At 46.1% G+C, this 24,395-nt stretch carries 14 protein-coding genes; all 14 read left to right on the top strand.

Annotated features, from left to right (window positions below; all coding sequences use genetic code 11):
* The first annotated feature begins 2 nt into the window (after positions 1 to 2).
* The 14 genes from AC07M6_RS09045 (at position 3) to AC07M6_RS08980 (ending at position 24,298) form a co-directional block, all read left to right on the top strand.
* Positions 3 to 3,269, top strand: coding sequence for a SusC/RagA family TonB-linked outer membrane protein (locus AC07M6_RS09045; RefSeq protein WP_494888685.1), 3,267 nt, complete (start codon positions 3 to 5; stop codon positions 3,267 to 3,269).
* A gap of 21 nt (positions 3,270 to 3,290) precedes the next feature.
* Complete coding sequence (locus AC07M6_RS09040; RefSeq protein ID WP_494888684.1) at positions 3,291 to 4,820, top strand: RagB/SusD family nutrient uptake outer membrane protein; 1,530 nt, start codon at positions 3,291 to 3,293, stop codon at positions 4,818 to 4,820.
* A 240-nt stretch (positions 4,821 to 5,060) separates the two neighbouring features.
* On the top strand, positions 5,061 to 6,653 hold the full coding sequence (locus AC07M6_RS09035) for a sialate O-acetylesterase (protein ID WP_494888683.1): 1,593 nt from the start codon (positions 5,061 to 5,063) through the stop codon (positions 6,651 to 6,653).
* A gap of 11 nt (positions 6,654 to 6,664) precedes the next feature.
* Complete coding sequence (locus AC07M6_RS09030) at positions 6,665 to 9,598, top strand: exo-beta-1,4-galactosidase (RefSeq protein ID WP_494888682.1); 2,934 nt, start codon at positions 6,665 to 6,667, stop codon at positions 9,596 to 9,598.
* A gap of 23 nt (positions 9,599 to 9,621) precedes the next feature.
* Positions 9,622 to 11,958, top strand: coding sequence for a glycoside hydrolase family 2 TIM barrel-domain containing protein (locus tag AC07M6_RS09025; protein WP_494888681.1), 2,337 nt, complete (start codon positions 9,622 to 9,624; stop codon positions 11,956 to 11,958).
* A gap of 6 nt (positions 11,959 to 11,964) precedes the next feature.
* Complete coding sequence (locus AC07M6_RS09020) at positions 11,965 to 12,759, top strand: rhamnogalacturonan acetylesterase (protein ID WP_494888680.1); 795 nt, start codon at positions 11,965 to 11,967, stop codon at positions 12,757 to 12,759.
* Positions 12,756 to 13,529, top strand: coding sequence for a rhamnogalacturonan acetylesterase (locus AC07M6_RS09015; RefSeq protein ID WP_494888679.1), 774 nt, complete (start codon positions 12,756 to 12,758; stop codon positions 13,527 to 13,529). The genes AC07M6_RS09020 and AC07M6_RS09015 overlap by 4 nt, the downstream gene beginning before the upstream one ends.
* A gap of 5 nt (positions 13,530 to 13,534) precedes the next feature.
* Positions 13,535 to 14,359, top strand: coding sequence for a rhamnogalacturonan acetylesterase (locus AC07M6_RS09010; RefSeq protein WP_494888678.1), 825 nt, complete (start codon positions 13,535 to 13,537; stop codon positions 14,357 to 14,359).
* Positions 14,360 to 14,408: 49 nt separating this feature from the next.
* Complete coding sequence (locus tag AC07M6_RS09005; protein ID WP_494888677.1) at positions 14,409 to 16,850, top strand: beta-galactosidase; 2,442 nt, start codon at positions 14,409 to 14,411, stop codon at positions 16,848 to 16,850.
* A gap of 4 nt (positions 16,851 to 16,854) precedes the next feature.
* Positions 16,855 to 17,922 carry a glycoside hydrolase family protein gene (locus AC07M6_RS09000; protein ID WP_494888676.1) on the top strand — a complete coding sequence of 356 codons (1,068 nt, stop codon included), beginning with the start codon at positions 16,855 to 16,857 and terminating at the stop codon, positions 17,920 to 17,922.
* A 7-nt stretch (positions 17,923 to 17,929) separates the two neighbouring features.
* Positions 17,930 to 20,077 carry a hypothetical protein gene (locus tag AC07M6_RS08995; RefSeq protein ID WP_494888675.1) on the top strand — a complete coding sequence of 716 codons (2,148 nt, stop codon included), beginning with the start codon at positions 17,930 to 17,932 and terminating at the stop codon, positions 20,075 to 20,077.
* Positions 20,078 to 20,187: 110 nt separating this feature from the next.
* A complete protein-coding gene (locus tag AC07M6_RS08990; protein ID WP_494888674.1) occupies positions 20,188 to 21,339 on the top strand; it encodes a glycoside hydrolase family 88/105 protein in 1,152 nt (383 codons plus the stop codon).
* Positions 21,340 to 21,618: 279 nt separating this feature from the next.
* Positions 21,619 to 22,875, top strand: coding sequence for a M16 family metallopeptidase (locus AC07M6_RS08985; protein ID WP_494888673.1), 1,257 nt, complete (start codon positions 21,619 to 21,621; stop codon positions 22,873 to 22,875).
* 145 nt (positions 22,876 to 23,020) lie between these two features.
* Complete coding sequence (locus AC07M6_RS08980) at positions 23,021 to 24,298, top strand: M16 family metallopeptidase (protein WP_494888672.1); 1,278 nt, start codon at positions 23,021 to 23,023, stop codon at positions 24,296 to 24,298.
* The last annotated feature ends 97 nt before the right edge of the window (positions 24,299 to 24,395 follow it).

Here is a 24,395-nt window from a genome sequence, read left to right as displayed (position 1 = left end):
CTATGAAAAAAGCGATTAGTTACCCCCCTAAAAAGCTATTGCTATTACTTTTTTTTACGGTAATGGTTCTGCAAAGTGTTATGGCTCAGCAATTGAGTATTTCCGGCACTGTCAGCGACGCTAAAGGCCTCTCTATCCCGGCCGCTTCAGTGCAAATAAAAGGAACAACAACGGGTACAGTTGCCGATGTAAACGGCAAATATACCATCAAGGCCTCTTCGGGCCAGGTGTTGGTTTTTAAATCGATAGGTTACGAAACAAAAGAAATTATTGTAGCTAATTCCAGTGTAATTAACGTAACCCTTGCCGAAACTAACAGCCAGTTAAACGAAGCTGTTGTAATAGGTTACGGCACACAAAAACGATCGAATGTTACCGGGGCTGTTGCCACATTAAGAAACGAAAACCTGGACGAGCGGGCTATTACCCGTGTAGACCAGGCTTTGGTAGGGCAATTGGCGGGTGTAACGGTTAAACAAACCAGTGGAACACCCGGTAAACCGTTTAGTATTCAAATTCGCGGTACAGGTTCTATAAGCGCCGGTAATGAACCGCTGTATGTTTTAGATGGTTTTCCGTTATCAACGGCCTCTACAAACGGTGCGGGTAATTTCTCCAATGGCAACCCTTTGGATAATATCAATCCTAATGATATCGAATCTATAGAAGTATTAAAGGATGCCGCCGCTGCTTCTATTTATGGTTCAAGGGCATCAAATGGTGTGGTTTTGATCACTACCAAACGCGGTAAAACTGGTGCGCCCAAAATTAGTTACAATGGTTATTTTGGCTACAACCAGGCCAGCCGTAAAGTAAATATGCTTGACGGCCAGGGTTGGATTGACCGTGCTACCGAAATTATTAACGGGCAATATGTAAGCACTTACGCTGCGCAGGGCGCCACCGCTGGTGATAATTACGAAACCCGCAGGCAAAAAATTAATTTAACCATTAGCGACCCAACCAAACAACTTCAGCCAGGGCAGTTAAATGTAGCCTATTTTCTTGATCCTCGCTGGTCGACACCGGGGCATCCGGGTTTGCAGTTTATTGACTGGCAAGACAAGATATTTAGAAAAGGCTTGATGGAAAATCACGAAGTTTCTGTAGGCGGTGGTACCGAATCAGTTAAATACTTTGTATCCGGCAATTTTGCTAATCAAAATGGCTTCGTAATACATACCGGCTATAAATCGTATTCGGCCAGGGCCAATGTAGAAGTAAGCGCCGCAAAAAACCTGAAAATAGGTTTAAACCTGGCGCCGACATACTCCATAACCGAAGACCCTGGCGTGGAAGGCAAGGATAATATCTACCACCAAGCATTAAGTATGAGCCCCGTGCAGGAAGATACGGTAGGCAATTATGCTAACACTTTTAAAAACGCGCAATACCTGTGGAGTAATACCACCAACAGCCCGGTTGCCAAACTGGAAAATATTGTGGGCGAAAGTAAAAAATACCGCACGTTGGCCACTATTTATGGCGAATATCAAATATTAAAAGGCCTAACCTTCCGGAGTTCTGTAAACTTTGATAATACAGATAATACATCGCGCAGCTACGTGCCATATACCGTATCAAGTACCTTACAAAGCCGTACATTTAACGCCACAAGCAATCCAAACCTTGCGGCCAACACATCGGGTACTTATAATACTTACAAACGCCAAACTTTTGTAAACGAAAATACGCTAACTTATAATACCACTTTTAATACAGATCATAGCCTAAATGTATTGTTAGGCCAATCCTATAACTGGGACAGGACGGATAATTCATCCGCATCATCAAGCGGGGGGTATACCAGCAGTGTTATACAAACGTTAAACGCGGCTGCGGCTATTACCGGCAGTACATCGGCCACCCAAAACGTTTTGGTATCGTACTTCAGCCGGGTTCAGTACGCGTACAAAGAGAAATACCTGTTATCGGCCAGTTTGCGTGAAGATGGCTCTTCAAGATTTGGTGCTAATACTAAATATGGGGTTTTCCCTTCGGCATCTTTAGGTTGGCGGGTAAATCAGGAAAGCTTTATGCGTAAAGCAACGATTATCAGCGACTTGAAATTGCGTGCCAGTGTAGGTGTTAATGGTAGTAATAATTTAGGCACCGATTACGGCGCTATTCCAACTTTAACATCAGCCGGCTATGTGTTTGGCGCTACCCAGGTTGCCGCTTTAGGTCAGGCGCCCGCCCGTATAGCCAACCCCGATCTGCAATGGGAAAGATCGGTAACGTACGATTTGGGTTTTGATTTTGGTATATTAAATAACCGTATTACCGGTTCATTTGATTATTACAATAAGCTAAACACACAGCTATTATTAAATGTACAAGTGCCTGAAACCACAGGTTTCCCAACATTTTTGAACAATACTGGCTCGGTAAGGAATATCGGCCAGGAATTGGAATTGACCGGTCGTAACCTGATTGGTAAGTTTCAATGGACAACCACACTCAATATCAGCCATAATACTAATAAAGTAGTGGCATTGGGCCCGGGCCAATCACAAATTCTGCTTCCCTCATCATTTGATATCTCTAACTTTATTTTGAGGGTAGGGCAACCGGTTAACAGTATTTTTGTTGTTAAACAGGTAGGTATCCTGTCGCAGGCTGATATTGCTGCACATGCTGCAACTTTCGGCACAGAAACAGTTGGTGACCCAAAATATGAGGATATCAGTGGGCCAAATGGCGTACCGGATGGTGTTATTGATGCCAACGACCGCCAAATAGTAGGCCATCCTAACCCCGATTTTATTTGGGGTATTACCAATACGTTCCGTTACAAAGGTTTTGATCTGAGTGTTTTAGTGCAAGGCCAAAACGGCGGTTCTATTTATTCATTATTAGGCAGGGCAATCACCCGTACCGGGCAGGGCTTTACTGATAATGCACCGGCATTTTACGAGCAACGCTGGCGATCGCCAAGTGACCCGGGAGCAGGTCGTGTAAGTAAAGTTTACTCTACGTTTGGCCGTATAGTTAATACCGATTGGTTGTATTCATCTGATTATATCAGGGTGCGTAATATCACATTGGGTTATAATTTAGGTGCCATATCAAAAAAGAAATTTGTACAAAGTGCACGAATATTTATTACCGCCGAAAACTTCTTTGGTCATGATAAATATTATGGCGGTGCCAACCCCGATGCTACAAATACCGACTTAAGCGGTAATGCAAGTTACCTTGCCCCAGGCGATTATGGTGGTTTGCCATTAGCTAAATCATTGATAATGGGTGTAAACATTACTTTTTAATCTGTTTTAAACATTAAAGAAATGAAAAAGATATTTTCAATATTCATAGTAAGCGTAGTACTGGTTGCATCGTGCAAAAAAGATTTAGACCAGGTGCCTATTTCGGCAGGTACGACGGTAACTTTTTACCAATCGCCAAGCGATTTTATACAAGGTGTTAACGCCATATATAGCAGTTTGAGAGGTTATCCCGACAGGTTGCTAAACCTATCCGAGATCCGGTCAGACAATATCTACGGTGTATCCTCATTAGGTGTGCGTGACTGGGACCCTATCAATAATTTCCAAAAAGCCATTACCGGTAATGTATATGTGGAAGAAGCCTGGAGCACAGATTTTAACGGCATCTTCAGGGCTAATACGGTATTAGATCAAATAGCTAAAAACGGCAGCTACATTGCATCGGCCAGTTTATCAACCCGTTTACAGGCCGAAAGCAGGTTTTTACGTGCCTTTTACTATTTTGATTTGGTCCGCTATTTTGGTAAACTGCCTATTGTAGATCGTCCGTTGCTGGTATCCGAGGCTACCACAGTGCCACGCAGTCCGGTTGTCGATGTTTATAAATTTATCATCGCAGACCTACAGTTTGCAATAGCCAATTTACCTGCTGTACATACCGGAGTAGACGTAGGCCGTGCATCTAAGTACGCGGCCGAAGCCACACTGGCCTTAGTATACATGACCCGGTCAGGACCTACCTATGGTATTGATGGCCCGGGGCTTGGTTTAAACGAATGGGCACTGGCTGTACCATTATTGAATGATATTATTGCCAGTAACCAGTTTGCTTTTAACCCTAACTACGCCAATATATTTTCGTACGCTAACCAAAGCCCAACTCCGGCAGGTAATAAGGAAGCGGTGTTTGATGTAATGTATCAATCAGGCTTAAGCGGTACCAGTTCTATTTACGGTGCTACTTATCCATGGGTATTAGCACCTAACAGCTATTTTAAAACTAAAGGTGATACTAAATCAAACGGCAGCCTTGAGATGATCCCGGTATCAAATGACCTGCTTAATAGTTATGATGCGGCTGATGTGCGTAAAACATTTACTATTAATACCACATCGTTTGTTGATGCCGGCAGTACAGAATCAAGGCCTTTCTTTAAAAAGTATATTGATTTCACTAAAATTCCTACTACAAGCAGGTTTGATTGGGGTATTAATTTTATAGCCATTCGTTATACCGATATCCTAATGTTAAAAGCCGAATGTGTTTTGCATGGAGGGCCCGGCTCGTTAGCGACCGATGTTGATGGCGTGGTTAACCAGGTGCGCGCACGTGCTGGTTTACCTGCAATAAGCGGTGTAACGCTTGATCGGCTTTTTGAAGAAAGGCGTAAAGAGTTTGCCGATGAAGGCTCACGCTGGTTCGATCTGCAAAGAAGCGGTAACCTGCTTACTATTATGAATAAGTGGATACCTGCTGAAGACTCGCGCAAGCAAATGAACCCGGTAGCAGCGGGTTATGTAATATATCCTGTACCACAATCGCAATTAGATGCAGCGCCGGGGCTGTATGGCCAAAACACCGGCTATTAATATGCATTAAACTGCTCTTCTGTAATAAATTGGTTATAATCGCGAAAAGCGGCCCTTACAGGCCGCTTTTTATGGTTTTATCAGGATGCTACAGGATGCCATTTGGCAAATTATCTTATAAGTTCGTATACCCAATTATAGCTTCAGTAAGGTATTTCCTGCTGAATAAATTGCAAACCAGTCCTGATATATGGTTTTAAGAATTTTTAGTTTTAAATTCTTTAAAAACCAATATGAGCTATGAAGAGAAGAATGATTTTTAAACTGATCAGCGTAAACTGTATTACCAAAAAACTGCAAGCATTTTCCCTGCTGTTTTTAACCACCTGCTGTGCCTGTGCCAATATTAAATTACCTGCAATAATTGCCGATAATATGGTGTTGCAGCAAAAATCAAAAGTAACCCTATGGGGTTGGGCAGCGCCGGGAGAAAGCGTGGAAGTAGGAGGTAGCTGGAGTAAATCAGCTATACGCGTAACGGCAGATGCTAAAGGAAGCTGGCAGGCCTCCATAAATACACCAGCCGCCGGCAAAACGGCTTACTCACTTACCTTTAAAGGTAAAAACACAATTGAGATCAAGAATGTGCTGATAGGCGAGGTTTGGCTCTGTTCGGGCCAATCCAACATGCAGTTCACCATAGGTAAGGGGCCCAGCAGCTGGGAAAACGGCGTGATCGGTTTTGAGAATGTATTAGCTCAAATCAACAACCCCATGATCAGGCATTTTACGGTGAAGCAAGCTATAGCCGATACCCTGGCAACCGATACGCAGGGCGAATGGCAGGAAGCCAATCCGCAAAACGCCCGCCTGTTTTCGGCTGTAGCCTATTACTATGCAAGGGAGATCTGCGAGAAAACTGGCTACCCTGTTGGCTTGATCAACTCTACCTGGGGCGGCACACCAGCCGAATCGTGGACACGGAAGGATATCCTGCAAGCTGATCCTGACCTGAATGCGATTTTAACCCGTTACGAAAAAAGCGTGCAGACCTATCCGCAGGATACGCAAAACTATAATACGGCATTTGCACAGTGGCAAAAAGACACTACTGCCGCCCGCCTGAAAAATGCTAAACCCCCAAAAGCTCCTGCAAAACCGGCCAATCCGGTAACTAACAGTAAATCGCCAAGTAAGCTATATAACGCCATGATAGCGCCTATTGTACCTTATACCATTAAAGGCGTAATATGGTACCAGGGCGAAAGCAATGCCGACAGGGCTTACCAATACCGGAAGCTATTCCCGGCTATGATCAAAAGCTGGCGCGATGATCATCACAACCAAAACCTGCCATTCTACTTTGTGCAGATCTCGCCGCACTACACCCAAAATGCCGAGATCCGCGAAGCGCAATTATTAACTTATAAAACGGTACCGCATACAGGTATGGTGGTAACTACAGATAACGGCGATTCATCCAATATCCATCCACGGAATAAAGAGATTGTTGGCAAACGACTGGCATTATGGCCTTTAACCCACGATTATGGTTTTAAAGATCTGGTATATTCAGGCCCGATTTATAAATCAATGAAGGTAGAGGGCGGCCAGATCAGGATCAGCTTTGATGAGGTTAATGGTGGATTGATGGCTAAAGATGGCGACCTGAAAGAATTTATTATTGCCGGTGAAGACCATGTGTTTCATGGCGCGCAGGCGAAAATTGATGGCAATACACTGGTAGTAAGCAGTCCGCAGGTTGATAAACCTGTGGCTGTGCGTTTTGCATGGCGGGCTATACCCGCCCCTAATTTATATAACACAGCCGGGCTGCCTGCTTCGCCGTTCCGTACGGATAGCTGGCCGGGTGTAACAGAAGGAAAAAACTAAACTGATTTTAAATGCGGGCGACAAATAACCCATACAGCGATTTAAAGAGAATTTTAACATCGGCCATTGCGGCGGTAGCGGTATTGTGCTGCGCCATGTCTATGTCAGGCCCGCCTGTAAAGGTGAGCAATGTGATTTCCTTAGCGGGGGTATGGAAGTTTCAAATTGATTCGACAGATAAGGGCGTAACGGATAAATGGTTCTCCAAATCATTAAGCGATACTATCTGCCTGCCGGCATCGATGACACAGCGGTTGAAGGGCAACAATATCACCCTGAAAACCAAATGGACCGGCAGTATTTATGATAGCTCGTGGTTTTATAATCCGCGCATGGCTAAATATCGCCAGCCGGGTAATATCAAAATCCCTTTCTGGCTGACACCTCCTAAACATTATACCGGAGCCGCCTGGTATCAAAAAGAGGTGGTAGTACCCGCCGATTGGAAAAGCAAGCGTGTGGTTTTATTTTTAGAACGCCCGCATACCGAAACAAAACTTTGGGTAGATGGTACCGAGATTGGGATGCAAAACAGCCTGGTTGCCCCGCACGAATTTGACCTGACCGGCAAAATATCAACTGGGAAGCATACGCTGACGGTTTGTATAGATAACCGGATCAAAGCCATCAACGTCGGCCCCGATTCGCACAGTATTACCGACCATACCCAGGGCAACTGGAACGGCATTACCGGTAAAATGGAACTACGGGCAGGTGCAACTACCTGGCTGGAAGATGTGCAGGTTTATCCTGATTTGAAAGCCAAGACGGCGCACGTAAAAATTGTTTTGAAAAGCAATGGCGCTGATGGGAAGGGAACAGTAGTATTATCAGCAAAAACGTTTAACACAACTACCATACAGCAGGTACCCGCGGTAAGCAAAGCCGTTACACTAACAAACGGCACGGCTGAACTAACCATAGATTTGCCCCTGGGCGCTAAAATGGTAACATGGGATGAATTTAACCCGGCCCTGTACCAACTAACTGCCAAATTTACATCAGCCAAAAATGAGGTGGATACCAAACAACTCACCTTTGGCATGCACGAGTTTAAAGCTGATGGCCGCAATTTTACCATGAACGGTAAAAACGTTTGGCTGCGTGGTACGGTGAACAACTGCGAGTTCCCCTTAACAGGCTACGCGCCAACCACCGAGAAGGAGTGGGCCCGGATCTTCGCCATCTGCAAGGCGCACGGTTTAAACCACATGCGTTTCCACTCGTGGAGCCCGCCCGAGGCTGCTTTTGACGCCGCCGATAAAGCCGGCTTTTACCTGCAGCCCGAAGGGCCAACCTGGGCTAATCACGGTAGCGGTATCGGTTTGGGCCGCCCGATCGATCAATACATCTATGATGAAACTAACCGTATGACCAAATTGTATGGTAACCACCCATCGTTCTGCATGCTGGCTTATGGTAACGAACCCGCCGGTAAGCAGGTTGAGTTTTTAACCAAGTTTGTAGACTACTGGAAAGAGAAAGATAGCCGCCGTTTATACACCGGCGCGTCCGTTGGTGGTAGCTGGCCGGTGATCCCTAACAATGAATATATGGTGCGTGCTGGTGCCCGTGGACTGGCCTGGACAAAGGAGCCCGAAACTAATTCTGATTTCAGTAAGGAGATCTCGCAATTTAAGGTGCCTTTTGTTGGGCACGAGATTGGGCAGTACTGCGCATTCCCCGATTTTAAGGAGATCAAAAAATATACCGGCGTTTACAAAGCCAAAAACTTTGAGTTGTTTCAGGAAGACCTGAAAGACCATGGCATGGCCGATGAAGCCGAGAAATTCCTGACCGCCACCGGGAAATTGCAAGCCTTGTGTTATAAGCACGATATCGAAAAAATTATGCGTACGCCCGGCTATTCGGGTATCCAGTTGCTATCGCTGAATGATTATCCAGGTCAGGGTACCGCTTTAGTTGGGGTATTAAATGCCTTTTGGGATAGTAAAGGGTACATCAGCGCGAAGCAATTCTCTCGTTTCTGTAATTCAACTGTGCCGTTGATCCGCACCGATAAGTTTGTGTACAATACCGGCGAAACGCTGAAGGCTAAAGTGGAACTATTCAACTACACTCGGCCCATGAGCGTCGCTTTAAGCTGGAAACTAACTGATGAGCAGCATAAAGTAATTGCCCAGGGCAGTTTGGCTAAAAAAGATTATGTGCTGGATAATTGTCAGCCATCGGGCGAGATCAGCGTAGCGCTATCAGCTATCAACGCCACGGCAAAGTTAAACCTGGAGGTATCGGTACCCAATACCGCTTTTGTAAACGATTGGGATTTTTGGGTATATCCCGAAAAGGTAGCCGAAGTAAAAACCGATGTTTATTACACCACCACGCTGGATGATAAAGCCAAACAGGTATTAGCCGATGGCGGCAAAGTATTCCTGAATGGTACAGGTAAGGTAGTGAAAGGCAAAGAGATCATTCAAAACTTTACACCCGTTTTTTGGAATACATCGTGGTTTAAAATGCGCCCGCCGCATACCATGGGCTTTGTATGCGATCCGAAGCATCCCATATTCGCCAATTTCCCCAATACCGGCTATAGCGAGATCAATTGGTGGGATATCTTTAAAAACGCGCAGGTAATGCACCTGGAAGATTTTCCGAAAGGCTTCCGCGCTTTAGTACAACCTATCGATACCTGGTTTATGAACCGTCCGCTGGGATTGCTATTTGAAGCTAAGGTAGGCAGGGGCAGTATCATCGTCAGCAGCGCCGATCTATCGCCCGATATCAGTGCCGACAGGCCTGCCGCCCGCCAGTTATATTATAGCATCATGAAATATATGGCATCGCCACAGTTTAAACCAACAACGGCAATAGATGTCAATACTATCGACGAGATCTTTAAAACCAAATCGAAAGAGGTGTTTATATCCTATACCAACGGCGCGCCCGACGAATTGAAACCAAAACCAAAAACCCAATAATAAACCAATTACACCCTGCTGATATGAGAAAGATCTACTTACCCATGTTTTTAATGCTGCTGGCAACAGTAACATTATACGCGCAAACCGGGCCTGCCGGGCGCCAAACACAATCCTTTGATAAAGCCTGGTTATTTTACCTGGGCGACGCGACGGGAGCGGATCAAACCGTATTTAGCGATGCCAAATGGCAAAATGTTGACGTACCGCACGATTGGATGGCGCTGGGTACTTACGATAAAAGCAACCCAACGGGTCGCGGCGGTGGCTACCTGCCGGCCGGTATTGGCTGGTACCGCAAGTATTTTGATTTGAACGCGGCCGACGCGCAGAAAAAGATCTCGGTTGAGTTTGACGGCGTAATGGCCAACAGCGATGTATGGATCAACGGGCATCATTTGGGTAAACGCCCTTATGGCTATATCAGCTTCGTTTATGATTTAACCGGCCACCTGAAATTTGGCAAGGGAAATACCAATGTGATAGCCGTGCGTGCCGATAACTCTGTTCAGCCAGCCTCACGTTATTATACCGGCGCGGGTATTTATCGTCACGTACGTTTAACTATGACCGATCCTTTACATATCGATAAATGGGGCGTATTTGTAACCACACCCAAAATAACCGCTGATAAAGCAACGGTACATGTAAAGACTACCGTTATTAACGAAAGCAAAAAAGCCAGCACATTTACAGTTAAAACAACTTTTTCGGGTGACGATGGCAAACCGGTAAACGCGATAGCAGTATCAGGCGCTATCCGCACGGTAGAACCCGGGCAATCGGTTACTGTAGAAAATGATTACACCATAGCTAACCCCAAATTGTGGAGCAATGTTAACCCGGTATTGTACAAAGCCCTTACATCGGTAACTACCGGTGGTAAAGTAATAGATGACCAAAGCACCAGTTTCGGGATCCGCACGGCCAAGTTTGATGCGGCACAAGGCTTTTTGCTGAATGGTAAAAAAGTTGTGCTGAAAGGCGTTTGCCTGCACCATGATGGCGGGGCGGTAGGCGCGGCCGTACCTTTAAGGGTATGGGAGCGCAGGTTTCAGTTGTTAAAGGATATCGGCGTAAACGCTATCCGTACATCGCACAACCCGGTAGCGCCGGAGTTTTTAGACCTGTGCGATAGGATGGGCTTTTTGGTGATGGACGAAAACTTTGACACCTGGGAAGCCAACAAAGTGCGCGGCGCCGGCGGTTACGACAAGTTTTTTAAAGAATGGGGTTTAACCGATACCCGCGATATGGTGATGCGCGACCGCAATCACCCGTCGATTGTGATTTATAGCGTGGGTAACGAGATCCACGATAACCTGGGCGATTCGTCGGGCTTTAAAAAATACCGCGATATGCAGAATTTGATCCATGCTACCGATGGCACACGCCCGGTTACCATGGCGCTGTTCCGTCCAAATGTATCGAAGGTATATGATAACGGCTTTGCTAAAATGATGGACGTAGTAGGCCAAAACTACCGTGAAAACGAACTGGTTGCCGCGCACGAGGCACATCCGGACTGGATAGTGATCGGCACCGAAAACGGGCATACGCTAAGCGCCTGGTTAGGTCTGCGTGATTACCCTTATGTGGCCGGCCAGTTTTTATGGACAGGTGTGGATTACCTGGGCGAGGCTGATTGGCCAAACGTAGTGAACGGACAGGCGCTGCTTGACCGTACCGGAGGATCGCGCCCGTTAAGTTTCCAGCGCGAAAGCTGGTGGTCGGAAAAACCGGTGGTGCATATTGTTCGCAAACGCGATAACGCAGGTGCTGGCCCATTGGTAGCCGACTGGACTCCTAACGATATGGCCGCTTACACCGATGCCCGTGTATCGGTATACAGTAATTGCGATGAGGTGGAATTGTTCCTGAATGGTAAATCATTGGGATCAAAAACCAAACCGGCCAACGATTCGCCGCGCGATTGGAGCGTTCCGTTTGAAAAAGGCACTATTAAAGCCATCGGTAAAAATAAAGGTAAGGAAGTAAGCTGGGAGGAACTGAAAACAGCCGGTGCGCCCGCCAAAATATTGTTAACGGTAGATCGCTCTAAGATCAACAATAATTGGGATGATGTGGCTTATGTAACCGCCAGTGTGGTTGATGCTAACGGCATACCATGCCCTAACGGCGATAATGTGATCAGTTTTAGCGCTGCAGGTGCCGGTGTAATTGCGGTTACTGATAATGGCGATCTGGCTAATCACGATGCGTTTACGATGCTGGACAGGCACACTTACCGTGGTAAATGTATTGCCATTGTTAAAGGTAAAACCATTGGTAAAACAACTATTAAAGCTACGGCTGCAGGTTTAGCCGCCGGTAGTGTGGTTATCGATATTGTAAAATAATCAGCTATGAAAAAGGCATTGAAATTAATCTTGCTGCTGGCCATAGCCGGTGTAATTGGATTAGCATTTACTATCCAGCAAAAGCCAACCATCTACATCATTGGCGATTCGACCACGAAGAATACCCTGCCTATGATGGGCTGGGGCACCGCTATTGCCGATTTTTTTGATACCACCAAGATCAGCATAGCCAACCACGCCATGGCCGGGCGCAGCACCCGCAGTTTTGTAAGAGAAGGCCGTTGGGACAAGGTAGATTCCCTGTTGAAACCCGGCGATTATGTGATGATGGTATTTGGCCATAACGAAGGTGCCAAGCCTGGTGTAGTTGGCCCCAATCCCGATGCGGCGCAGCGGGCTATCAGTCGCGGTGTATTAAAAGGCATTGGCGAAGATACCGTACATTTAACCTGGCCAGATGGCAAGCTGGAGATTGTGCATACGTTTGGCTGGTACTTCCGCAAGTTTATCAGGGATGCCAAAGCCAAAGGCGCTACGCCGATCGTATTATCGATGATCCCGCATAATGCGTTCAGGGATGGCAAAGTGCCGCGTGCTGATATGAATTACGGCTTATGGTCTAAACAAGTGGCCGATCAGGAAGGCGTACTGTTTATCGATATGAATAATATCACCGCCGACAAATACGAAAAATGGGGACCTGATTCGGTGGCGAAATTCTTCGCGCCGGATAAAACGCATACTACTAAATTGGGCGCTACGGTTAATGCACAGTCGGTGGTAGACGGCATCCGGGCCAACCCGCAAAATCCATTGAACAAATACCTCTTAAACCAATGAAAAGAATAAAATACGGATTAGCCTTACTGATGGCAGCTGTTATCGGTCTGGCATTTATCAATCAACAAAAGCCGACGTTATATATGGTTGGCGATTCAACCATGCACAATAACGATAAGGAATTGTGGGGCTGGGGCACCACCATTGCCGATTTGCTGGATACCAATAAAATTAAAGTGGTCAACAGCGCCCAGGCAGGACGCAGTACACGCTCGTACACAAGGGAGGGGCGCTGGGCAAAAGTGGCCGCATCACTTAAACCCGGCGATTACGTGATCATGGGTTTCGGACACAACGAAGGATCGAAAGTTGATACCGCTAAAAAAAGTGGCGACCGGGGCGTTTTAAAAGGGACCGGCGATGATTCGGTTACCGTAAACTGGGCCAACAAACCGGCAGAAATAGTACATAGCTATGGCTGGTACCTGCGTAAGTTTGTAAGGGAAGCCAAAGCCAAAGGCGCTACGCCGATTGTAGTTTCTATGATCCCGCGCAGGGAGTGGGATAAGGATGGTAAGATTATTTTAGCCAATAAGGATTATGGCCTGTGGGCAAAGCAAGTAGCCGAACAGGAAGGCGTTGCCTTTGTGGACATCAATACCATTACGGCAGATAAATACAACCTGCTTACCCGCGACCAGGTTTTCGCGCTGTTTGGTACCGACCATACCCATACTAACAAGGCCGGCGCGGTCATCAACGCCCAGTCGTTTGTAGACGGGTTGAAATTACAGCCGTCCATCACCCTGAACAATTACCTTAAACAGTAATGACCATGAAAAAATTTATACGTAAAAACGCGGGTTTAAGCCTGCTGATATCGGTAGTAGTATTACTGTCATCCTTTATGTTTATTAAACCGCAGGATAAACCTACCTTTTTTATGATCGGCGATTCAACCGTGAAGAATGGCCGTGATGATGGTCAGAAATTAGGCGAGCGCGGTCAGTGGGGTTGGGGGCATTATATGCACGAGTATTTTGACAGTACCCGCATTAATATGGATAATGCCGCTTTGGGCGGCACCAGCAGCCGGTCGTACATTAATATGGGCTTATGGGATAAGGTATTGGCAAAAATAAAACCCGGCGATTTTGTGATTATGCAATTTGGCCACAACGATGGCGGCCCGCTGGATGATACGGCCCGCGCCCGCGGCACCATAAAAGGTATTGGCGACGAGGAGAAAGAAGTATACAACCCTATGCCATATATGAAAAAGCAGGAAGTGGTACATAGCTACGGCTGGTATATGCGTAAGTATATTAACGATACCAAAGCTAAAGGTGCTATCCCTATCATATGCTCGCCTATCCCGCGTAATAGCTGGAAAGATGGCAAAGCAGCCGGCCGCAATAATGTAAACAGCTATGGGCAGTGGGCAAAAGAAGTAGCTGAACAAACCGGAACGTATTTTATCGATCTGAACAAAATGATATCAGATGATTACGATGCCGAAGGCGAGGCCAAAGTGCGCTCTACCTATTTTGCTGCCGATGCTACGCATACCATTGAAGCAGGTGCCCGGTTAAATACCAAATTAGTAGTAGACGGCATCAAATCGTTTCCCGATCTGGCATTGAATAAATACCTGAAGTAAGATGCGTAAACCCATAAAACATAGGTGTTTGTTAATTGCTGCCTGCTCAATGGCTTTGATGAAAGCCTATGGGCAATCGGCTGTGGAAGAGCACCAGGTGGTTTTAGGGAAAGACCCGGCGTATATTGAAGATAACCATTTTAAACAGGGTACTAATGTTAATCCCAAAGGGCAAAAGTTAGACCTGAATAATTACTTTCTGCGACAATCGGGCAGACCGATTTTGCCTATAATGGGCGAGATCCATTACTCACGTTACCCCCGTGCCGAATGGGAGCAGGCCCTGCTGCAAATGAAGGCGGCCGGGATCCAGGTTATCGCGCTCTATAATTTCTGGAACCATCACGAAGAGCAGGAAGGCAAATTCCGTTTTGATGATAACCGCGATGTGCGTTACTTTTTGCAGCTGTGCGCTAAGCACCAGCTTACAGCCATCGTGCGCATTGGCCCCTGGGCGCATGGCGAGGCCCGCAACGGCGGTTTCCCCGATTGGTATGTAAAAAAGAAACTGAAAAGCGGTACCGACCGTTCAACTACCAACGGCAGTATCCAGCCCGAGGTAGTGGCCTGGTACACCGAACTGGCTAAACAATTTAAAGGTTTATACTATAAAGACGGTGGACCCATCATTGGCCTGCAGGTAGATAACGAAGTGCGCAGTACCAGTCCGCAAAGTGCGGGCTACCAATATATGGCCGCCTTAAAGAAACTGGCGGTACAGGTAGGTATGGATGTGCCCTATTATGTGGTGACCGGCTGGCCCGGACCAATTGTGCCCGAAGACGAAGTTTTACCGCTGTGGGGCGGCTATGCCGATGCCCCCTGGACACAAAACACTAAAGAACTGCCGGCCAATAACTTGTACACATTTATTACCGATAGGCGCGATAAAAACATTGGAAACGATATTAACAAGCCTATAAACGAAGAACCCAATAAACCTGTTTATCGCCACCCGTTCCTAACCGTGGAGATGGGGCCGGGTATCCAGGTTACCTATTTGCGCCGGCCGGTTATTAGTCCGGCTGATATTATGGGGATGATGTATACCCGTTTAGGTACCGGGGCTAACATGCTGGGTTATTATGTTTTCCATGGTACGCAGCATCCCTTAAGCTGGGATAAAACCTATTCGACCCAGGAATCAAAAACAGGCATCTATCCTTACCCTAACGATTACCCGCTGATATCGTACGATTTTCAGGCGCCGCTAACCGAGTGGGGCTATACCCGCGATAGCTATCACGATTTAAAACTGCTGCACCAGTTTGTAAGCAGCTATTCAGAAAAGCTGGCACCCATGATCAGTACTATTCCTGCAGATAACCCTGCTAAGGCAGATGATTTACAAACGCTTAGATATTCGGTACGTAATAAAGGCAATTCAGGCTTTGTGTTTTTTAATAACTACGTACGGCATTTTACGATGGCCGATCATCAGCAGGTAGCCTTTACCATTAAAACGCCGACTGAAACCATCCGTATCCCTGAAAAGGGAGGGATAGCTATCAAAAACGGCACCTACGGCGCTATCCCGTTTAATGATAACGCAGGTGGTCTGCTGATCAAATATGCCACAGTACATCCGGCTGCTATTTTAGGCGACAGCTATTTTTATTACCCGATAGATGGTATCAAGCCTGAATTTAAACTGGATAACAATACTTTCAAAACCATCACGTTCGCCACTGGTAAAATGATTAAGGAGAGTAACTCTACTTATCTTACCGATATTAAACCGGGCAAAAACTGTGTGGTGGATATTACTACTACCGGGGGCAAAAAAGTAAAGCTGATTATCTTACCTCGTGATGAAGCTAAGTATAGCTATGTTTTTAATATTAAAGGAGTTAATACGCTGCTATTGTCTAAAAACCAGGTTTTTTACGATGAGGTGAAAGACTCGCTAACCATGCGTTCTATAGACCAGGCCCAGTTTTCGTTTTACACCTATCCCGCAATCAGAATAAAAAATAAGGGTGTGCATAGCGAACCGGCCTCTGGTATTTTTAGCAGGTACGATGTGGTATTGAAACCAGCAGCTCCGATTGCTATTCCGTTTCAACAGGTATCTAACGATGATAAACTAAAGCAGTATGCATCATCTACAGAAACACCGCTGAAGCCGGCTTACGGTATTAATTATGTAGATACGCTACCTTACAAATCTTATCAGTTAAACTTGCCAAAGCGCTTACCTGCAAATGTTTATGATCTGCTGGCTACCTTTAACTACCGGGGTAATACGGCGGCTTTGTATGCCAATGGCAAAATAACAGCCGATGATTATTATGGTATTGAACCTATGCCTTTCAGTTTAAGGCGGTATCAAAATCAATTGGGTACAGGGAAATTTGTATTACAGATCAGTCCGCTGATGAGTAAAGCGGGCATCTATTTTGAGCCTGGTACCGATATTAGTTTTAAAGATGGCGCACACGCTGTGCTTAACAGTATAACCGTAAAGCCTGTATACCAGGTAATATTTTAACAGGATGGAGAGAAGGGATTTTATACAGCAAATAGGCATGGTTTCGGCGCTGGCGCTTATGCCTGGAATGGTTTTGGGCGAGGATGACCATATATCGGCCTTTGCTAAAAAGCTGAAACCCATTGGCCGTACGCTGGAAATGGAAGGCTACTACGTTTGGTGCAACAGCCCGATAGAAGGCCCGGACGGTAAGATCCACGTTTTCTTTTCGCGCTGGGTGGATACTAAAAAGATGAGCGGCTGGATCAACGGTTCGGAAATTTGCCATGCCGTGGCTGATACACCCGAAAGCGAGTTTGTTTTTAAGGGCGTGATCTTAGCGCCACGAGGCCTTGGCTTTTGGGATGCCACTACCTGCCATAATCCATCTATTAAATTTGTTGATGGTAAGTATTGCCTGTTTTTTATGGGCAACTCCAACGGGAAAACCAATACCAAACGCATAGGTTTGGCTACAGCCGATTCATTGGATGGGCCGTGGACACGCCCGGAGGCACCGCTGTTATTACCCGGCCCCGAAGGTGCCTGGGACGATCATTGTACCACCAACCCTGCATTCATCAAACATCCCAACGGGCAATACTGGCTGTTCTATAAATCGTGGAACACTAAAGAATACGCCACATCTACCGATCCGCTGGTAAAGGGTAACCGCAAATATGGTTTGGCTATAGCCGATAAACTGGAAGGTCCGTATGTAAAGTACGATGGCAACCCGGTTGTCGATTTCTCGGGCAAGGGTAACAATGCCCAGTTAGAGGATGCATTTGTATGGCTGGATAAGGGCAAATTCAAAATGCTGGCGCGGGATATGGGTGTTTATAACCATCAATATGGCCTGATACTGGAATCAAAGACCGGCAAAAAGTGGAACGAGCCCGAGATTGCTTATTTTAACGCCGAATATTACAAGATCAATCAACCGCCGCCGCCAAAATACCTCAATAAATACGGGCGTTTTGAAAGGCCGCAACTGCTGTTTCAAAAAGGGAAGCCTACTTATTTGTTCACCACATCGCAAGGGGGCAAGTATATGACCGCCGCTCCGTTTATCTTTAAGATCGAATCCTAATATATCTATGAAAAAAATACTATCTGCTTCTTTTCTTACCCTCACGGTTCTGCTGCCGGGACTATTATCGGCACAAAAAACTGTTCAAAAAATCGACCGCAAGGCATTGGTTAGCCGGCACAATGTAGTGAACACATGGATGGACACTTTGGCCTCCTTGTCGGTAGGCAACGGTCGTTTCGCGTTCACTGTAGATGCTACCGGTCTGCAAACTTTCCCGCAGTATTATGCTAAAGGTGTGCCGCTGGGTACACAGTCTGAATGGGGTTGGGGTAATTTCCCTAATACAGGCGACTATAAATTTAATGAGACATTAAAAACATACCATTTTAACGGTCGCGATGTAACCTATTCGGTGCAGCAAAATGCCACACCACGCACCAAGGAAGCCGTTGCCTGGTACCGCGAAAACCCGCACCGTTTGCAACTGGGCAACTTAGGGTTCCTAATCCTGAAAAAGGATGGGTCGGAAGCTGTTCCTGCCGATATCAAAGATATCCGTCAGGAATTGGACCTTTGGACGGGCGGCATTAAAAGCCATTTTACGGTGGAGGGTGAGCCGGTTGATGTGTCGACTTATAATCTGGGAAATGTAGTTAGTGCAAAGGTAACATCTACTCTGGTTAAAGCTGGGCGTTTAAAAGTGAGGTTGCGATTTCCATTCCCAACCAACGGCTTTGCCGATATGGGGGTAAATTATAAAAATCCGGAAAAACATACGTCAGCAATCGGGGCCAGTTTTGCAAACAAAGCCAGTGTTGAGCACCAGATAAACGGCCTGCGTTATTGGGCCGATATGAACTGGACGGGCAAAGCCAGTTTGGCTAAAAGCAGGGAGCACGAGTTTGTGCTATCGCCCGACAAAAGCGGTAATGATTTAGAGTTTAGCTGCAATTTTTCGCGCTATGCCCGCAAAATGCTGGTCCCGGTTAGCTTCAACTTGGTGAAGAACGGTAGTACAGCAGCCTGGCAACAATTTTGGACAAGTGGTGGTGCCGTTGATCTTTCGGGCAGTACCGATCCGAGGGCTAAGGAGTTAGAGCGCCGCATTATACTATCGCAATATCTCACCAAAGTAAACTGCGCCGGCGATTATCCTCCGCAGGAAACAGGTTTAACCTACAACAGCTGGTACGGGCGCCCGCATTTGGAGATGCATTGGTGGCACGCGGCCCACTTCCCGCTATGGGGCAGGCCGGAACTGATGGAAAGCAGTCTGAGTTGGTACGATAAAATAAAAGATAAAGGCAAAGCCATAGCCGAGCGCCAGGGTTATAAAGGCATCCGCTGGCCCAAAATGACGGATAACTGGGGTAATGAAAGTCCGTCATCCGTAGGGGCATTCCTTATCTGGCAACAGCCGCACTTTATTTACATGGCCGAGGAAGCCTACCGTGCGCATCCTGATCAAAAAACACTGGATAAGTATAAAGACCTGGTATTTGCTACCGCTGAATTTATGGCATCTTTCGCTTATTTTGATAAGGAGACCGGGCGTTATATCTTAGGCAAAGGGCTGATCCCATCGCAGGAGGTACACAAGGCCGAACTGACCTTTAACCCACCCTACGAGTTGGTTTATTGGGATTGGGCTTTAGATGTAGCGCAAAGATGGAAACAGCGGTTAAAACTGCCACGCGATAAAAACTGGGACGAGGTGATGGCTAAACTATCGCCGCTGCCGCAAAAAGATGGTATTTACCTGGAGGCCGAAAGCGCGCCTGACTCATACACCAATCCTAAAAATATTACCGACCACCCATCTACACTGGCGGCTTTTGGTATGATGCCTAAAAACAGGCTGATGGATACGGCCGTAATGCACAGAACTTTCGACGTAATTTGGAAAGGCTGGAACTGGCCCGAAACCTGGGGCTGGGATTTCCCGATGGTAGCCATGACCGCAGCCCGTTTAAATATGCCTGAAAAAGCTATCGAAGCTTTGCTGATGCCTATAAAAACCAATACCTATTTGCCTAACGGCCATAATTACCAGGACGGACGCCTTACCATATACCTGCCGGGCAACGGTGGTTTATTGACCGCCATAGCTATGATGTGTGCCGGATGGGATGGCAATACGGTTAAAAATCCGGGCTTCCCGAAAGATGGTAAATGGAATGTGAAATGGGAGGGGTTGAAGAAAATGCCATAGATTAGTTAATAGTGATTAGAGATCAGTGATTAGTTTGAATGCAAAATTACGATAGAATCTAATCTCTAATTAATATCTAATAACTTATATAGAACCTAATCAAATAATAAATGAATAATCTACTGATCAATATGAAAAGAGCGATCTGTTTGGGCGTGGCGCTGGCCGTAGCGGCGAGTGTTACGGCACAAAAATTACCTAAAAAAGCTAAGGTAATGGCTGATATGGCTTTAGCCAACAGCTATTTTATGAAAAAATGGCCCGACCCGGGCGCTAAGGTGACCGTGAAGGGGGTTACCCGCGAAAGTACCTTGTGGACAAGGGCGGTTTATTACGAGGGTTTAATGGCTATGTATAAGCTTGATCCTAAAAAGGAATACTACGATTATGCGGTACAATGGGGCGAAACACATCAATGGAACCCGCGGGACAGTAAAATCACGCGTAACGCGGATAACCAGTGCGCGGCCCAAACGTACATCGACTTGTACCTGATTGATAAGAAGCCCGAGCGCATTGCCAAAATGCAGGAATGTATTGACCTGATGGTGAACAGCGAGAAAAAGGACGACTGGAACTGGATTGATGCCTTACAAATGGCCATGCCGGTTTTCGCCAAGTTTGGGGTGATGTATAACGATAACAAGTACTACGAAAAAATGTACGATCTATATCTGTACAGCAAAACCGTACATGGCGGCAAAGGTTTGTACAACACAACCGACCACCTATGGTGGAGGGATAAGGATTTTGTGCCACCTTACAAAGAACCCAACGGCGCCGATTGTTACTGGTCGCGCGGGAATGGCTGGGTTGTGGCTGCGTTACTGCGTGTGCTGGAAATTATGCCTAAGAACGCGCCTCATCGCGAAGAATACCTGACGGTTTATAAAGAAATGATGGAAGCCCTGATTCCGCTGCAGCGCGAGGATGGCTATTGGAACGTAAGCCTGAAAGATCCTAACCATTTTGGTGGCAAGGAATTATCGGGTACGGCTTTGTTTACCTACGGCATGGCCTGGGGAATTAACAACGGCATCCTGAAAAAGAAAACCTATTTGCCCATACTAACCAAAGCCTGGAACGCCATGAGTACTGAATGTTTGCATCCTGATGGTATGTTAGGCTATGTACAAGGCACTGGTAAGGAGCCCAAAGACGGTCAGCCGGTTGGTTATGATAATGTTCCTGATTTTGAGGATTATGGCTTAGGCTGTTATCTGTTAGCCGGGACGGAGGTTTATAGGTTGACAGGCAAGTAATTCCGGCCGCCTGATATAAAGCAATCCTGCTATCGGCATAAAAGGTCAGATCGATCAGTCCGGTCTGACCTATGTTTTTTCAATCTGGATATGGCTTTGCTTAATAACCTTTTACTGATCGTACCTGAAATTTCTTTAATCAGATGCTCAAAAGCAATCTTCCGGACTTACGGTCTTTCGGTCTTTCCACACTGTTAATTAAAAGCAATCTTTCGGCCATCTGGCCTTGCGGACTTCCGGACTTTCTATACCTTTGTTCACCAAATTTGATAACGATACATGGTTAAGTTCAACCGTTTTACTTTGACTAATGGCCTGCGTGTATTGGTACATGAAGATGATACCACGCCCATGGCCGTACTAAATATACTATATGATGTTGGCGCGCGCGACGAAGATCCGGAGCAAACCGGTTTTGCGCACTTGTTTGAACACCTGATGTTCGGCGGATCGGTCAATATCCCTAACTACGATGAACCGCTGCAGCGTGTAGGCGGCGAAAATAACGCTTTTACCAGCAACGATATTACCAATTATTATATCACCCTGCCGGCTAAAAACCTGGAAACAGCGTTCTGGCTGGAAAGCGACCGGATGCTGAGCCTGGCCTTTAGCGAGAAAAGCCTGGAGGTACAGCGCAACGTGGTAATGGAAGAGTTTAAACAACGCTACCTGAACCAGCCTTACGGCGATGTTTGGCTGAAGCTGCGCCCCTTAGTTTATAAAAAGCACCCTTACCGCTGGGCCACCATAGGCGAGAAACTGGAGCATATTGAACACGCCCAAATTGATGCTGTTAAAGCATTCTTTAAAAAGCATTATAACCCGCAAAACGCCATTATGGTAGTGGGGGGCAATATCAAAACGGAAGATATTAAAGCTATGGCCGAAAAATGGTTTGGCCCTATACCCGCCGGCGAAAAATATCACCGGAACCTGCCACAGGAACCGGAGCAAACTGACGAACGCCGCGAAATCTTTACCGGTAAGGTGCCGTTAAATTCGGTTTATATAGCCTTTTTGGCAGATGAACGGACTTCGGACAGCTATTATGCAACTGACCTGATCTCGGATATCCTGTCGCGGGGTAACTCGTCGCGCCTGCACCGTAAATTGATTAAAGAGCAGCAATTATTCAGCGATATTAACGCTTATTCATCGGGCAGTATTGATAAAGCCATGTTTGTGGTAGAAGGTAAGCCGTTGGAGGGAGTAAGTATTGAACAGGCTGAAGCCGCGATATGGGAGCAGTTAGAGCAAATTAAAACTATCCCTGTACCGGCCGATGAACTGATCAAGGTGAAAAATAAAACAGAATCGACTCTGGTATTTAGTGAAATGAGTTTACTGGATAAAGCCATGAACCTGGCATTTTTTGAACTGCTGGGCGATGCCGACCTGATGAACCAGGAATCGGGGAGGTACCTGCAGGTTACAGCCGAACAGATACAGCAACAGGCCAATAAATTATTCAGGAAAAAAAATTCGACCACAATGGTTTATTTGGCCGAAGAGCCGGTTAATGAAGTAGTATAAAATATGTCATTTCGACCGAAGGGAGAAATCTTCTGCATGCGACAAGTGGGAAGTAGAAGATTTCTCCTCGTACCTCGTTCGAAATGACAAAGTATTAATCTTTCGGACTTTCCGGACTTCCGGACTTTCCGACTAAAGGAACATCATGTTAAACAGAACTATCGCGCCTGCATCAAACCAGGTTGATCATATTACACTTATTAAACCGGGCCATATCCAATTTAATAATGGCTGCAACTTATTCCATTTTAACTCTGGCGACCAGGAACTGGTGCGTATAGAATGGATCTTCGGTAACCTGCGTTTTAACCCTAAAAACCCCTTGTTAAACATAGCGGTAAATGCCATGTTAACCGAGGGTACAGAAAATCTGAATGCGGCCATGATTGCCGATAAAATAGACTATTACGGCGCCTTTTTACAGGTTGATTACGGTTATGACAATTGCACGGTAACACTATATAGTCTTAACAAGCACCTGGCCGAAACCTTGCCGGTATTACACGATATTTTAAACAATTCGATATTTCCCGTAAAGGAAATAGAAACGTTTAAGATGACCCAGCAGCAAAAATTGCAGGTTGGCCTGCAAAAGAACGATGTGCTGGCCCGGCGTAAATTTAACAAGGCGCTGTATGGCGATACCATTTATGGGTACGCATCAGAAATAGCCGATTATCAACAGCTTACACAAGCTAATATGCAGGCCCACTTTAAGCAGATGTACCAGCCATCAAACTGTACTATATTGGTTGCAGGCCGGGTGGACGATACCTTGTTGGGCTTAATGACAGATACTTTTGAAACCAATTGGAAGGATAACCAGGGCCCGGCAAATACCTCGCAGCCGGCATTGGAACCATCGGCCGAAAAGTTCTATTTTATCGAGAAGCCGGACGCGTTGCAATCGGCCATCCGTATGGGGATCCCAACCATTAACCGTACCCATCCCGATTTCCCGGCGGTGCAGGTTTTAAATACCGTTTTAGGCGGATATTTTGGGTCAAGATTAATGACTAATATCCGCGAGGATAAGGGCTATACTTATGGCATTGGCTCTGGCATGACTTCGTTAAAACAATCAGGTGCGTGGTTTATCGCTACCGAAGTAGGGGCTGATGTATGTAAGGCCGCGCTAAATGAAATTGAGAAGGAAGTAAACATCCTGAAAACCGATCTGATCCCCGAAGAGGAACTATCGCTGGTACGCAACTATATGTTAGGTTCGCTGCTGGGGAGTTTGGAGAATGTAATGTCGCACGCCGATAAGTTTAAGAATATTTATTTCGCCGGGTTAGGTTACGATTATTACGATTACTATACCGAAACCATCAAATCCATCACCAGTGAAAAACTGTTGAAACTGGCTAACCAGTATTTGGATTATGATAGCTTTTATAAAGTGGTAGCGGGGAAGTATTAGTTTGATGTGCAGATATGCAAATGTGCGTATATGCAAATGAGTTGATGCGGGTTTAAGCAGTTTGTAATGGAAATTTCATTTTCACATATTATTCGAT

The sequence above is a fragment of the Mucilaginibacter sp. GW821-FHT07H05 genome, from assembly GCF_059418485.1.
This window is presented reverse-complemented; position numbering and strand designations above follow the sequence as displayed.

Excerpts from the sequence above, each read along its gene's own strand:
- AC07M6_RS09045 (WP_494888685.1), top strand. The coding sequence starts at position 3 with ATGAAAAAAGCGATTAGTTACCCCCCTAAAAAGCTATTGCTATTACTT.
- AC07M6_RS09040 (WP_494888684.1), top strand. The coding sequence starts at position 3,291 with ATGAAAAAGATATTTTCAATATTCATAGTAAGCGTAGTACTGGTTGCA.
- AC07M6_RS09035 (WP_494888683.1), top strand. The coding sequence starts at position 5,061 with ATGAAGAGAAGAATGATTTTTAAACTGATCAGCGTAAACTGTATTACC.
- AC07M6_RS09030 (WP_494888682.1), top strand. The coding sequence starts at position 6,665 with ATGCGGGCGACAAATAACCCATACAGCGATTTAAAGAGAATTTTAACA.
- AC07M6_RS09025 (WP_494888681.1), top strand. The coding sequence starts at position 9,622 with ATGAGAAAGATCTACTTACCCATGTTTTTAATGCTGCTGGCAACAGTA.
- AC07M6_RS09020 (WP_494888680.1), top strand. The coding sequence starts at position 11,965 with ATGAAAAAGGCATTGAAATTAATCTTGCTGCTGGCCATAGCCGGTGTA.
- AC07M6_RS09015 (WP_494888679.1), top strand. The coding sequence starts at position 12,756 with ATGAAAAGAATAAAATACGGATTAGCCTTACTGATGGCAGCTGTTATC.
- AC07M6_RS09010 (WP_494888678.1), top strand. The coding sequence starts at position 13,535 with ATGAAAAAATTTATACGTAAAAACGCGGGTTTAAGCCTGCTGATATCG.
- AC07M6_RS09005 (WP_494888677.1), top strand. The coding sequence starts at position 14,409 with ATGGCTTTGATGAAAGCCTATGGGCAATCGGCTGTGGAAGAGCACCAG.
- AC07M6_RS09000 (WP_494888676.1), top strand. The coding sequence starts at position 16,855 with ATGGAGAGAAGGGATTTTATACAGCAAATAGGCATGGTTTCGGCGCTG.
- AC07M6_RS08995 (WP_494888675.1), top strand. The coding sequence starts at position 17,930 with ATGAAAAAAATACTATCTGCTTCTTTTCTTACCCTCACGGTTCTGCTG.
- AC07M6_RS08990 (WP_494888674.1), top strand. The coding sequence starts at position 20,188 with ATGAATAATCTACTGATCAATATGAAAAGAGCGATCTGTTTGGGCGTG.
- AC07M6_RS08985 (WP_494888673.1), top strand. The coding sequence starts at position 21,619 with ATGGTTAAGTTCAACCGTTTTACTTTGACTAATGGCCTGCGTGTATTG.
- AC07M6_RS08980 (WP_494888672.1), top strand. The coding sequence starts at position 23,021 with ATGTTAAACAGAACTATCGCGCCTGCATCAAACCAGGTTGATCATATT.